This is a genomic window from Tsukamurella ocularis (assembly GCF_024807615.1).
Taxonomy (GTDB): domain Bacteria; phylum Actinomycetota; class Actinomycetes; order Mycobacteriales; family Mycobacteriaceae; genus Tsukamurella; species Tsukamurella ocularis.
This window is the reverse complement of record NZ_JANUCJ010000001.1, coordinates 511,841-524,538: the sequence shown is the minus strand read 5'-3', so window position 1 is coordinate 524,538 and position 12,698 is coordinate 511,841. Positions and strand designations below refer to the sequence as shown.

The window sequence follows — 12,698 nt, the reverse complement described above, 5'->3', positions numbered from 1 at the left end:
TCATGACGAACTCGACTGGACGGCTCAGCGGGAAGCGTGCGCTCGTTACGGGTGCCGCCCGCGGTCAGGGCGCCGCGGTCGCGCGGAGGTTCGTCGCCGAGGGTGCGCAGGTGCTGCTCGGCGATGTCCTGGATGAGCAGGGCGAGGCGTTCGCCGCCGAGCTCGGCGACGCCGCGGTGTACCGCCGCCTCGACGTGACGAGCGAGGACGACTGGGCCGCCGCGGTCGCCGAGGTGCAGGAGCGCTTCGGCGGACTCGACGTGCTGGTCAACAACGCCGGCGTGCTCTTCTTCTCGGCCCTGGAGCAGACCGCCCTCGCCGACTACGAGCGCGTGATCCGGATCAACCAGTTCGGCTGCTTCCTCGGCATGCGTGCCGCTGTGGAACCGATGAAGACCGCGGGCGGTGGGTCGATCGTCAACACGTCGTCCGTCGAGGGGCTGGGCGGCATGCCGTACCTGACCGCCTACACCGCCAGTAAATTCGCGATCCGCGGCATGACCAAGTCTGCGGCGATGGAGCTGGGTCAGTACGGTATCCGCGTCAACTCGGTGCATCCCGGCATGATCGACACCGCGATGGTGACCGACGCCCTGGGCGGCAACGAGCCGCCCACCGACTGGCTCAAGCAGCGCCTGCCGATCGGCCGGCAGGGCAGCGCCGACGAGATCGCCGCGCTGGTGCTCTTCGTCGCCTCCGATGAGGCGAGCTACAGCACCGGCGCCGAGTTCGTCGCCGACGGCGGTGCCACCGCGACACACGCACTGAAGCTGTAGATGCCTGGCACCGAAGCGATCCGGCGGGTAGTGGAGGCGTCTCCCGCCGCGGTCGCGGCACACGACAAGGATGCCTGGACCGCGCTGTTCGCGCCCGGGGGTGCCGTCCACGACCCGGTCGGGCCGCTGCCGCAGACGAATCCAGCGGCGATCGCGCGGTTCTACGACATGTTCATCGCGCCCAACCGCATCGTCTTCGACGTCGAGCACGACATCATCGTCCCGGGCGAGAGCGGCGGTCTCATGATCCGTGACCTCACCGTGCATACAACGATGAGCACGGGCGTCACGCTGCACATCCCGATGCACTTGCGCTACACCGTGACCGACGGGCCCAGTGGCGCCGCCATCACAGGTCTGTATGCGCACTGGGAGCTGCGCGGCATGATCACCGCGCTGCTGCTCTCCGGCCCGCGTGGGCTCGCTGCGGGCGCGCTCCTCGGGCCCCGGCTGTTCCGCACCCTCGGGTCGCGCGCCGCGCTGGGCTTCCTCGGAGGGGTCCGCGGCGTCGGCGGCGCGGGGCGACGGCGGGCCGCCGAATTGCTGCACCTGCGCGGACTGCAGGTGGGCAAGGTCCTCGCCTCGGGCCCGATGGTGACCGCCACGGTGTACGACGGTGCCCGCCGCGGCCTCGCCGTCGTCGACTTCAGCACCGCCGAACCGGCACTGACCCTCCACCTCCCCGATTGAACGATGTTTTGGAGAACGCGACCTGCGGAAATGCTCTCCAAAACATCGTTCAATGGGGGGCGGTGACGCGGGAGAGCATGAGGGCGGCGGCGCGGACGGCGGGGCCGACCCGCTCCGAGCGCATGCGGTTGCTCCAGCCCGCTACGGAGATCGCGGCGACGGGGGCACCGTCGGCGTCGAGGATGGGGCAGGCCACGCAGACGGTGCCGCTGCCGGACTCCTCCCGCTCGTACGCCACGCCTTCGTCGCGGATCCGCTGCAGCTGTCGGCGCAGGATCGCCGGGGAGGTGATGGTGCGGGTGCTCACGCGCGGCAGGCCCGCCGCGATCACGCCGTCGACGACGGCGTCGTCGGCGAACGCGAGGATCGCCTTGCCCACACCGGTGGCGTGTGCGGGCATGCGGCCCCCCACGCGCGACGGCAGGTCCGGCGCGTCCGGTCCGGGCAGGACCTCGAAGTAGACGACCTCGGTGCCCTCGAGGCGTGCGAGGTGGACGGTGTTGCGGGTCGCGGAGCGGAGGTCGGCGAGCACCGGCCGCGCGGCGTCGACGAGGTCGCGATGGCCCGTGGCGAGCTGCCCGATCTCGAAGAGTCGCACGCCTAGTCGCAGGTCGGTTCCCGACCGCTCGAGGAGTCCGGCGGCCACGAGGTGCCCCGTGAGGCGGTGCACCGTCGACTTGGGTAGGTCTGTGCGCCGCGCCAGCTCGGACACCCCGAGCCCGCCGTCGCCGGGACGGTAGGTCGACAGCAGGGCGGAGATGCGGTCGACGGTGGCACCGTCGTTCCGCTGAGCGGGACACATGCCTCCAGTGTGCCAGGCCGGGACCCGGTGGGCGGCTATCCGTGGACGATCGGCCCGACGAACCGGACGAGGAGCTCGTGCTCGTACTCGTCGCTCGCCCCGGGGTGGGCGAGGAGCCCGACGATGACCCGGACGACCCAGTCGAAGACCTGCGGATCGGCGAGCTGGGGGAGGTCGGTGGAGACGCGGGAGCGCGCCGCCGCCGCGGCGAGCGCTCCGGCGTTCTCGGCGAGGACCGGACCCACGGCGAAGTCCTCCGAGGCGAACCAGGCGAGCAACTCCGGCCGGTCCCGCACGTAGGCGATCGCCGTCTCGATCACGGCGACGAGATGCTCCGGGGCGGATCCGGACGGCGGCTCGGTCGACGCGAGGTGGTCGAGGGCCCTGGACATCTCGCGCAGCACGTACGCGGACCGCAGCAGCTCGCGGTTGGCGAAGTACCGGTAGAGCGTGGCGCGGGAGCAGCCCGCGGCCCGGGCGATGTCGTCCATGCCCACCGCGGCGACGCCGTGCTCGGCGAACAAGCCGGCCGCGGCGTCGAGGATGCGCTCCGCCGCGCCGGACCGGGCGGCCGCGGCCCAGCTGTTCGGCGTGGCGGAAGTCATGGCGGTCATCCTACGGAGATCGGCACCGTCGTCGGTCGGCGCACGTACGCGCCGGGCGCCCAGCGCACCTCGTCGAGATCGACGGCGAACTGCGGGATGCGGGCCAGCAGTTCCTCGAGGGCGACGCGCGACTGCATGCGCGCGGCCGCGGCACCCAGGCAGTGGTGCGGCCCCTGCGCGAAGGTGAGGATGTTGCGCGGGTTGCGCGTGACGTCGAGCTCATCGGCGTCCGCGCCGAAGACCCGCTCGTCGCGGTTCGCCGAGCCGTAGAGCAGGAGGACCCGGCGGTCGGCGGGGATCGTGGTCCCGTCGACGTCCACGGGGCGGGTGGTGGTGCGGCCGAGTCCCTGCACCGGCGAGGTGAGCCGAAGGAACTCCTCGACGGCGCCCGGGATGAGCGCCGGATCCGCGGCCAGGAGACGTCGCTGCTCGGGGTTGCGCTGTAGGAGCTGGACGGCACCGCCGAGCAGGCCCGTCGTGGTGTCGTTGCCGCCGGCGACCATGGTGAACGTGAAGCCGAGGATCGAGATCACGCCCGCCGGGTCCCCGTCGGCACCGACGCCGGCCGCGACCAGGTGCGAGACCACGTCGTCCTCGGGCTCGGTGCGCCGCCGCTCGATCAACGCCGCGAAGTAGGCCATGAGCTCGCCGACCGCGTCGGCGGCGGAGGCGACCACCGACGCGAGGTCTCCGCCGCCGGAGTTCGCGGCGACGATGCTCTCGGTCCAGCCGTCGAAGCGCCCGCGGTCGGCGGCGGGGACGCCCAGGTAGTGCGCGACCACCATGGACGGGAGTGGCTTGAACAGCTCGTGCACGATGTCTCCGCTGCCCTGTGCGCGGAGGTGCTCGATGCGCTCCACGACGAAGGCGCGGACGGCGGGCTCGATCGCGGCGACCTGTCGCGGCGTGAAGCCGCGCGCGACGAGGCGGCGGAATGCGGTGTGCACCGGCGGATCCTGCATCACCATGGGCGGGTTCTCCTGCAGGCCGATCTTCTCGAGCTCGCCGTAGTGCAGCGTCAGCCCCTGCGCGGACGAGAAGTCGCCGGGCTCGCGCAGCGCGCGCCACACGTCGGCGTGCCGGGGTAGGACGTAGTACTCGAGCTCCTCGCCGTCCAGTGCCTCGGCTCTGTGTACCGCCCCGGTGGCGCGGAGTTCCCGGTACAGGGGGAACGGGTCCGCCCAGGTCTCGGAGGAGCGCGGGGCGAAGGTGGTGGCGGGCATGGCGTGCTCCGATGTGAGACAAAAGTAGATAGACGTCTCGACTGTAAGATGAATAACAGAATTCGTCAATGACGGATCTGCTCGGCCAAGCGTCCCGCTCACCGGAACGAGGGCGTGGACGCGGCCGCGCTGCCCGGCCGACGATGGCGGCATGACAGAGAAAGTGATTGCGGCGATCGTCGGGCCCGGCAACATCGGCACCGACCTGCTGGCCAAACTGCGACGGAGCGAGCACGTGGACGTGCGCTACATGGTGGGCGTCGACCCGGAATCGGACGGCCTCAAGCGCGCCGCCGAGCTCGGGCTCGAGACCTCGGCCGAGGGGGTGGACTGGCTGCTCGCGCGGCCGGAGCCGCCGCAGTTGATCTTCGAAGCGACGTCGGCGAAGGCGCACCGCGCCAACGCCCCGCGGTACGCGGAGGCGGGCATCGTCGCCGTCGATCTCACGCCCGCGGCCGTCGGCCCGCTGGCCTGTCCGGTGGTGAACCTGGAGTCTCAACTGGACGCGCCCAACGTCAACATGATCACCTGCGGCGGACAGGCGACGATTCCGATCGTGCACGCGGTCAGCCGCGTGACGCCCGTGAGCTACGCGGAGATCGTCGCGTCGGTATCGTCGCGCTCCGCGGGGCCCGGCACGCGCGCCAACATCGACGAGTTCACGGAGACCACCGCCCGCGCTATCGAGGAGGTCGGCGGCGCCGCCAAAGGCAAGGCGATCATCATCATCAACCCGGTCGAGCCGCCGATGATCATGCGCGACACCGTGTTCTGCGCCATCGACCCCGACGCCGACCGCGACGCGATCACCGCCTCGATCGAGAAGATGGTGGCCGACGTGCAGGCGTACGTCCCGGGCTACACGCTCAAGGCTCCGCCGCAGTACGACGAGCCCCGGCCCGGCTGGGAGGGCAAGGCGCGCGTCGCGGTCTTCCTGGAGGTCGCCGGCAACGGCGACTACCTGCCCACCTACGCGGGCAACCTCGACATCATGACCGCCGCCGCCGCGCGCGCCGGCGAGCTGCTCGCGCAGCGCATCCTGGCAGGAGTGAACGCATGATCGGCATCAACGGCGACCTCTGGAGCGACCCGAACCGGGACGTCCGCATCGTCGACACGTCGCTGCGCGACGGCAGTCACGCGATGGCGCACCAGTTCACCGAGCAGAACGTGCGCGACACCGTGCGCGCACTCGACGACGCGGGCGTCTCGCTCATCGAGGTGACCCACGGCGACGGCCTCGGCGGCAGCACCTTCAACTACGGCTTCTCGCTGGTAGACGAGCGCAAGCTGATCGCCGCCGCGGTCGATGAGGCGCAGCAGGCGAAGATCGCCGTGCTCATGCTCCCCGGCCTCGGCACCGTCGAGGACATCCGCGTCGCGGCCGACCTCGGCGCCGGCACGCTGCGCATCGCGACCCACTGCACCGAGGCGGACGTCTCGATCCAGCACTTCGGGGCCGCACGGGAACTGGGCCTCGAGACCGTCGGCTTCCTCATGCTCTCGCACATGTCCACGCCCGAGGCGCTGGCGAAGCAGGCGCGCATCATGGCCGACGCGGGCTGCCAGTGCGTCTACGTCGTCGACTCGGCCGGCGCGCTCATCCTCGAGGACGCCGGCGATCGCGTCGCCGCGCTCGTGGCGGAGCTCGGCGAGGACGCGCAGGTGGGCTACCACGGCCACCAGAACCTGAGCTTCGGCGTCGCCAACTCGGTGCTCGCCTATCGCGCCGGGGCGAAGCAGATCGACGGTTCCCTGCTGGCCCTCGGTGCGGGCGCGGGCAATTCGCCGACCGAGGTCCTCTCGGCCGCCTTCGAGAAGCTCGGCGTGCGGACCGGCACCGATAAGGACGCGCTCATGGCCGCCGCGGAGGAGGTGGTGAAGCCGTACATCACGCGCCTGCCGGTGATGGACCGCAGCTCGATCGTCCAGGGCGCCGCGGGCGTGTACTCCAGCTTCCTGCTGCACGCGGAGCGGGCCGCGGAGCGCTACGACGTGCCCGCGTACGAGATCCTCTACGAGTGCGGCCGCCGCGGCTACGTGGGCGGCCAGGAGGACATGATCATCGCCATCGCCGTGGAGATGTCCGCAGCCCAGAAGGTCTGACGGGCGGCCCGACGGTGCCCGGGCGGCACCGTCGGACCCTCCCTAGCGGGACGTGCAGCGCCGCCGCGTGGCGTGCACTCCCCAGGTCCATGGACCTGGGGAGGTGACCGTCCCGCTAGGGAGCGCGGTCGAGCGAAGCGAGGTGTCGATGGTGCGGCAGCGCGGTCAGTTCTCGATGCGGATGGCCTGGGTGGGGCACTGGGAGGCCGCGTACTCGATGTCCTCGCGGTCCGCGTCGGTGAGGCCTTCGTCGGTGGCCTCGGCGAAGCCCTCGTCGTTGACCTCGAAGACGTCGGGGCGGATGCCCTCGCAGACACCGAAGCCGGTGCAGGCGTCGCCGATGATGATCTTCATGGTGTTCTCCGTTCGGGGTCGGTCAGGGGGCGAGGACGGCTGTCACGGAGCCCAGGGGTCCCATGTCGGCGACGATGATGTCTCCGGCGCGCACGGGTTCGGCGCGCGTCATGGAGCCGGGCAGCACGACGTGGCCGGGCTCGAGCGCGGTGCCGAGCGGGCCGACGGTGTTCGCGAGCCAGACCAGCGCGTTGATCGGCGAGCCGAGGACGGCGCCGCCGGCGCCCGTGCCCACCTGCTCGCCGCTGATCCGGAAGGTGCACCCGACGGTGCGCAGGTCGACGTCGGTGAGGCGGGCGGGGCGGCTGCCCAGGATCACCCCGCCCGACGAGGCGTTGTCGGCGACCGTGTCGACGATGGAGATGTTCCAGTCCTTGATCCGCGAGTCGACCACCTCGAGCGCGGGGACCACGAAGTCGACGGCGCGGATCGCGTCGGCCACCGTGACGCCCGGTCCGCGCAGCTCGCGACCGAGTACGAAGGCGATCTCCGGCTCGATCCGCGGCTGCATCCACGAGGACGTGTCGATCGGCATCTGCTCCAGATGGAACATCGACGCGGTGAGGTGCCCGAAATCCGGTTCGAAGACGTTCATCTGCCGCTGCATCGCGAGCGAGGCGAGCCCCACCTTGTGGCCCTTCACGACGTCGCCCGCGGCCTCCCAGCGCCGCACCTGCTCCTGCTGGATGCGGTAGGCGTCGGTGATCGTGGCGTCGGGGAACATGCCGATGATCGGGTCGATCGGCGCGCACGCGGCATGCGCGCCGAGGAGCGCGTCTGCGGCGGCGGAGACAGCGGAATCGTCCATGCTCGAATACTAGAACAGGTTTCAGTTCTGCGGTAGGGAACGACTCAGGAGCGGGGGAGCCCGAGGAGCTGCTCCGCGGCGACGTTCCGCAGGATCTGCGACGTGCCGCCCGCGATCGAGAGGCACCGGGTCAGCAGGAACTCGTACCGCGCGTCGGCGGGGTCCTCCGGGCCGGCGACGGCACCGTCGGACCCGAGGCGCCGCAGGCACGCCTCCGCGACGGCCTGCCGATGCTGCACCCCGACGAGCTTGCGCACGCTGGACGAGGCACCCGGATCCTGTCCGCCGACGCTCGCGATGACGGCGCGCAGGTCGAGGAGGGTGCACGAGGCGGCCTCGGCGATGAGGCTGCCGAGCGACTCGAGATCGGCGTCCGGCCCGGGATCGGCGAGCAGGGATTCGAGCCGCGCGCCGAGGCCCGAGCCGCTCATCGCGACCCGCTCGTTGGCGAGGGTGGTGCGGGCGAGTCGCCAGCCGCCGTTCACCGCGCCGACGACGCAGTCGTCGGGGACGAAGACGTCCTCGAGGAAGACCTCGTTGAACCGCACGTCGCCGGTGATCTCGCGGAGCGGCCGCACGTCGATGCCGTCGGAGAGCATGTCGACGAGGAAGTAGGTGATGCCCTTGTGCTTCGGGGCGTCGGGATCGGTGCGCGCCAGGCAGATCGCCCAGTCGGCCTCGTGCGCGAGGGAGGTCCACACCTTCTGTCCGGTGAGCGACCATCCGCCCTCGACCCGGGTCGCCTTCGTCCGCAGCGACGCCAGGTCGGAACCGGCTTCGGGCTCGCTGAACAGCTGGCACCAGCTGATCTCGCCGTGCAGCGTCGGCCAGACGAAGCGCTCGGCCTGCTCCGGTGTGCCGTGTTCGAGAATGGTGGGTGCCGCCCACGCCCCGATCACCAGCGTCGGGCGCTCGACGCCGGCGGCCTCCAACGCCCCGTCGAGGACCAGCTGCTCCGCGGGCCGCGCGCCGCGTCCGTAGGGCGGATCCCAGTGCGGTACCAGCAAGCCGGATTCCGCGAGGGCGCGCCGCTGCTCGCCCGCGGTCATCGCCGCGATCCGTTCGGCCTCGGCGGCGGCGGCGCTATGATCGCCTTCGACCTCGTAGTCCAGCCCGCGGCGGACGCCGGCCAGCGCGAGTTCCGCGGCGCGCGTGCGCCATCCGGGGGTGTCGCCGAGCAGCAGTCGCAGCGCCGTGGCGCGCCGCAGGTAGAGGTGCGCGTCGTGCTCGAAGGTGAAGCCGATGCCGCCGAGCACCTGGATCGCGTCCTTGGCGTTCGCCGCGGCGGCGTCGAGGGCGCCCGCGGCGGCGAGGGCGGCCGCCAGGTGGTGCTCCGCCCCGGCGCCGACGGATCGTGCCGAGTCCCAGGCCAGCGCAGCGGACTGCTCGGCGCGGCACAGCATGTCGGCGACGATCTGCTTGATCGCCTGGAAGGAGCCGATCGGCTTGCCGAACTGGACGCGCACCTTCGAGTAGTCGGCGGCGGTGCGGAGGGCCCAGGCGGCGACGCCGGCGGCCTCGGCCGCGGCGAACGTGGCGAGCGCGGCGCGGGCGTCGTCGGAGGTCAGCCCGGGGATCTCGGTGGCCGTGTCGAAGTCGGGGGCCTCCAGGTGGATCCGGGCGAGCGGCCGCGAGGTGTCGAGGCCGGGCAGCGGCTCGACGGTCACACCGGCGTGCCCTGGCGGGAGTAGGTGCCAGGCGCCCGAGGAGGACTCGACGAGCAGGTGGGACTGTGGGGTGGCGTCGGGCGCGAGCGCGCCGTCGCCGTCGACGACGAGCGCGGCCCGCGCCTCACCGGCGGCGAGATCCGCACGCACGGCGGCGAGCCGGTCCGTCCCGCTCAGGTACCGCTCCAGTAGGACTCCCACCGCGATGGTGCCGGCTACGGGGCCGGGGGCGAGGACGGCGGTCGCGGCCTCGACGGCGGCCGCGGCGTCGTCGGGGGTGCCGCCGAACCCGCCGAGGTCCTCGCTCAGCGTGATGCCGAAGACTCCGATCTCCGCCAGTCCGCGCCAGGCCTTCTCGACCGCGCCGGCATCTCCGGAGCGGACCGCGTCGACGGGGTGCGCGCGCTCGGCCCAATCGCGGATCGACTCGGCGAGGGCGGTCTGGACATCGGTGATCGCGAGGGCCACGGTTCTCCTTCGGCCCGCGTTAGCGGGGCTGTGCGGGGGTGCTGGACGGTGCGGTGCTGCTGGACGGAGCCGCCGGCGTCGAGCTCGACGGTGCGCCCGAGGGCTTGGCGGAGGGCTTCGCCGACGACGGGCTCGCGGGGCGGGTGTCGGACGGCGCCAGGCGCAGGGTGACGGCGCCGGAGCGGCCGCGGACCGAGGCGAGCGCGGTGTCGAGAAGCTGGCCGCCGTTGATGGTGGACAGCGGATCGGCGATCGCCCGGACCGACGGGAGCATCAGCTCGGACAGGTACTGCACGCTCGGCGCCGCATTGTCCTCGAAGCCCTGGATCACCTTGAACAGCTCCAGCATGCCGTCCTTGATGACGTTCGGATAGTCGCCCTTGCTGATGTACGAGACGGAGTAGGGCGCCATCTCGCCGTAGCCCTTGCCGAAGCTGCGCAGCGGTTGGTCGAGGCTGAGCAGAAGCGCGCCGACGTCGCCGGCGCGCGGCGTGATCGAGTTGAAGGACTGCAGGAGATCGCCGATGTCGGGCAGCTGGCGCAGGATCGACGTCGCGGTGAGGACCGCTCCGGCGTCGATGGTCGGCACCGTCCGCTCGCCGTCCGGCAGCGCGTCGTCGGCGCGGGCGAGCAGGCGCTGCACCGTCGCGGGATCGAGCTGCTTCATCAGGCGGGAGAGCGAACTCGACAGCGCGCCGACGGTGGAGTCCGCAGTGTCGACGACGCCCTCGAGGCGCGCACCGTCGGGGACGGCGGCACCGTCGCCCTGGGCGATGGTCAGGTAGGTCTCGCCGAGGCCCGAGAGGTTCTGCACACGGACCTTGGCGCCCTGGGTTATCCGGGTGTCCTTGGTGTAGCCGACCTCGACCTCGACCCGGTCGGCGTCGACGGTGAGCCCACGCACCTTGCCGACCTCGACGCCGCGGTCGAGGACGCGTGAGCCCTCCTGCAGGCCGTTGGCGTCGGTAAGGCGGATGTACGCGACGCGCTCGTCAGACGGCGAGAACCATTGCACGCCCTGACTTCCCAGGAGTAGCACGGAGACGACCACCAGTGCGATGAGGCCGAGGGTGGAGGCGAGTCCGGAGCGGGTCATCGTGCCTGTCCGATCAGTCGCAGCACTTTGAGTGCGCCGGGGGAGACGTCCTGCCCCGCGGTGTTGGTCACCGAGTCGACCTTCACCACTGGCTTCTTCAGGAAGGGGGCGAGGTTCTTGTTGACCAGGATCGAGCCGCCGTGGATCGCGGATCCCAGCGACACCATGTCGGCGGTGAGCAGCTCGAAGAGATCGGAGGACGAGTTCATCAGTGGGATCAGCCAGGAACCCTGCTGCAGCATGCCGCCGACGGCCGGTAGCAGCACGCCGATATTCGACATCAGCTTGCCCTGGTTCGACCAGTACTTGAGATGGTACGGCGAGAGAACATCTTTGAAGTTCCTCTCCTGCTGGGCGATCCGGTCGGCCATGTCGGTCGCCGCGTCGAGCAGTCGGTTCACCTCGGTGGTATTGGCGCCGATGCCGGTGACGTCGCGATTGAGCTGCGCGGAGAGCAGGTCGAACTGCGGGCGATCCTTGGGCAGCGCGGTGTTCAGGCGCGTGATCGTCTTGCTGACGTCCTGCACCGATCCGCTGCCGAAGTAGTCGGCGAGGATGGTGAGCGTGCTCTCCACCGACCGGGGCGGGCTGGTCTGGCTCAGCGGCAGGACCGAACCGGCGCGGAGCGGTGCCGCGGTGCCGGTGGACTTCTCGGGTGTCTCGAGCCGGACGTAGGCCTCGCCGAGGAGGGTGTCCTGCAGCACGGCGGCGTGGATGTCCGAGGGAAGCGAGACGGTCTTGTCGACACGGACGGTGACCGTCGCGGCGTCCTCGCCGAGGTTCACGGCCTTCACGCGGCCGACGGTCAGGCCGCCGAGTGACATGCGTGCGCCGATGGGCAGGTTCAGTACGTCGGCGAACTGGAGCTGTACGTCGTACTGGTCACCGTCGCCGAGCGGATTGCGCATGTCCATGTTGGCGGGGCTCACGCCGCAGCCGGCGAGAAGGACGGCCGCGCCGACCACGATAGCGGTGGAGAGGCGCCGGGGGAGCCAACGCACGGTGCTGCGGGTGCGGGACATCAGCGGTCTCCCTGGAACGGCAGTTGTGCGAGGTCGACGGTGGCGGTCTGGGCCTTGCCTGCGACCACCGTGCAGGCGCCCGGCGCCTGCGCGTTGATCTGCGCGCACAGGGCGCTCGGATCGCGGGTGGCGACGGTCGTGACGGGCACGCCCGCGACGGCGGTGGGCGCCTCGTCGCCGCGGGGGAGGTACGGCGCGATCTGTGAGCCGAAGACCGGCAGCATGCGCGCAAGCGCCTCGTTGGAACGCACGCCGGTCGCGGCCAGTTTGACGGCGTCCGCCGCCATCGTGCCGCCGGGTCGCAGGATGTGGCCGTAGCGGCGCATCATGTCGTCGCCGACGAGGAAGAACACGGGCAGAGTCTGGAAGATCTCGGAGACGGCGGGGAAGGTGATCTTGCCGTACTGGTCGAGGACGTTCCCCACGTGCTGCAGGGTGAGCAGCAGCTCGCCCCACTGCTGGTCCATGCTCTGCATCAGCGGACGGACGTTGCTCACCACGGTCGTCACGTCGCCGAGGAAGCCCGCCGGATCACTCAACACGGTCGAGAGGTTCGTCAGCGAGCGGGCGGCCTGCGGCGGCACCGACGGACCGACCTCGGTGTCGAGGCGCGTGAGAAGCCTGCCGAGGTCGGCGGAGGCGCCGCCCTCGGTGACGGAGTCGACCAGGCGGGTTGCGGCGGAGGTGGTCTCGGAGATCGACTTCGGCGTCGCCGAGTTCTCGCGGGTGATGCAGGTGCCCGGTTTCAGCGTGGCCCCCGACGAGTAGTTACCGACGAGCTCCAGCGAGCGGTCCGCGAGGATCGATGTCGACCGCGTGACGGCCTTCACCGCGGCGGGCAGCGTGCGGCCGGAGACCTCGAAAGTGACCTTCACCCCGTCTCCGGAGGGCTCCACCTTCCGGACGGCGCCGATCTTGACACCCATCTGCGTCACGTCGTTGTCCGGGTACAAGCCGATGCCGTCGGCGAGGTACGCGCACTGGGTGCTGGCCGCGGCCGCGGCCGTGCCGATCCCGGCGGGCACCAGCGGCGCCAGCAAGGCCGCGGCGGCGGCGAGCAAGGAGATCCTCATCGGGCGCA

At 71.3% G+C, this 12,698-nt stretch carries 13 protein-coding genes; 4 read left to right on the top strand and 9 right to left on the bottom strand.

Going from position 1 to position 12,698, the window contains the following annotated elements:
* Nucleotides 1-2 precede the first annotated feature (2 nt).
* Complete coding sequence (locus HNP44_RS02650) at nucleotides 3-776, top strand: glucose 1-dehydrogenase (protein ID WP_259141590.1); 774 nt, start codon at nucleotides 3-5, stop codon at nucleotides 774-776.
* Entirely contained in the window at nucleotides 777-1,466 is a 690-nt protein-coding gene (locus tag HNP44_RS02645; RefSeq protein WP_259141591.1) for a nuclear transport factor 2 family protein, read from the top strand.
* Between the two features lie 49 nt (nucleotides 1,467-1,515).
* On the opposite strand, the gene HNP44_RS02640 is transcribed toward HNP44_RS02645, so the two are convergent.
* The 3 genes from HNP44_RS02640 to HNP44_RS02630 are packed head-to-tail and all read right to left on the bottom strand — an operon-like array spanning nucleotide 1,516 to nucleotide 4,096.
* Entirely contained in the window at nucleotides 1,516-2,268 is a 753-nt protein-coding gene (locus tag HNP44_RS02640) for an IclR family transcriptional regulator (RefSeq protein WP_259141592.1), read from the bottom strand.
* Nucleotides 2,269-2,303: 35 nt separating this feature from the next.
* On the bottom strand, nucleotides 2,304-2,873 hold the full coding sequence (locus tag HNP44_RS02635) for a TetR/AcrR family transcriptional regulator (protein WP_259141593.1): 570 nt from the start codon (nucleotides 2,871-2,873) through the stop codon (nucleotides 2,304-2,306).
* Nucleotides 2,874-2,878: 5 nt separating this feature from the next.
* Nucleotides 2,879-4,096 carry a cytochrome P450 gene (locus HNP44_RS02630; protein WP_259141594.1) on the bottom strand — a complete coding sequence of 406 codons (1,218 nt, stop codon included), beginning with the start codon at nucleotides 4,094-4,096 and terminating at the stop codon, nucleotides 2,879-2,881.
* Nucleotides 4,097-4,247: 151 nt separating this feature from the next.
* Between HNP44_RS02630 and HNP44_RS02625 the strand changes: the two genes are divergently transcribed.
* Together HNP44_RS02625 and dmpG are read left to right on the top strand one after the other, a co-directional pair.
* Nucleotides 4,248-5,156: an acetaldehyde dehydrogenase (acetylating) gene (locus HNP44_RS02625; RefSeq protein ID WP_259141595.1), complete on the top strand. Its 909-nt coding sequence runs from the start codon at nucleotides 4,248-4,250 to the stop codon at nucleotides 5,154-5,156.
* Nucleotides 5,153-6,202 carry a 4-hydroxy-2-oxovalerate aldolase gene (gene dmpG / locus HNP44_RS02620; RefSeq protein WP_259141596.1) on the top strand — a complete coding sequence of 350 codons (1,050 nt, stop codon included), beginning with the start codon at nucleotides 5,153-5,155 and terminating at the stop codon, nucleotides 6,200-6,202. The genes HNP44_RS02625 and dmpG overlap by 4 nt, the downstream gene beginning before the upstream one ends.
* A 165-nt stretch (nucleotides 6,203-6,367) precedes the next feature.
* On the opposite strand, the gene HNP44_RS02615 is transcribed toward dmpG, so the two are convergent.
* From HNP44_RS02615 to HNP44_RS02590, 6 genes are read right to left on the bottom strand one after another with little or no spacing between them, the layout of a single operon-like run.
* The gene (locus HNP44_RS02615; RefSeq protein ID WP_013128373.1) at nucleotides 6,368-6,556 is read right to left on the bottom strand and encodes a ferredoxin; all 189 of its coding nucleotides are present in this window, start codon (nucleotides 6,554-6,556) and stop codon (nucleotides 6,368-6,370) included.
* Nucleotides 6,557-6,578: 22 nt separating this feature from the next.
* Complete coding sequence (locus HNP44_RS02610; RefSeq protein WP_259141597.1) at nucleotides 6,579-7,364, bottom strand: 2-keto-4-pentenoate hydratase; 786 nt, start codon at nucleotides 7,362-7,364, stop codon at nucleotides 6,579-6,581.
* Nucleotides 7,365-7,408: 44 nt separating this feature from the next.
* Complete coding sequence (locus HNP44_RS02605; RefSeq protein WP_259141598.1) at nucleotides 7,409-9,499, bottom strand: acyl-CoA dehydrogenase; 2,091 nt, start codon at nucleotides 9,497-9,499, stop codon at nucleotides 7,409-7,411.
* Nucleotides 9,500-9,518: 19 nt separating this feature from the next.
* Nucleotides 9,519-10,595 carry an MlaD family protein gene (locus tag HNP44_RS02600; protein ID WP_259141599.1) on the bottom strand — a complete coding sequence of 359 codons (1,077 nt, stop codon included), beginning with the start codon at nucleotides 10,593-10,595 and terminating at the stop codon, nucleotides 9,519-9,521.
* The gene (locus tag HNP44_RS02595; RefSeq protein ID WP_259141600.1) at nucleotides 10,592-11,617 is read right to left on the bottom strand and encodes an MlaD family protein; all 1,026 of its coding nucleotides are present in this window, start codon (nucleotides 11,615-11,617) and stop codon (nucleotides 10,592-10,594) included. Before HNP44_RS02595 ends, HNP44_RS02600 begins: the two co-directional genes overlap by 4 nt.
* On the bottom strand, nucleotides 11,617-12,690 hold the full coding sequence (locus HNP44_RS02590; RefSeq protein ID WP_259141601.1) for an MlaD family protein: 1,074 nt from the start codon (nucleotides 12,688-12,690) through the stop codon (nucleotides 11,617-11,619). Before HNP44_RS02590 ends, HNP44_RS02595 begins: the two co-directional genes overlap by 1 nt.
* Between the last annotated feature and the right edge of the window lie 8 nt (nucleotides 12,691-12,698).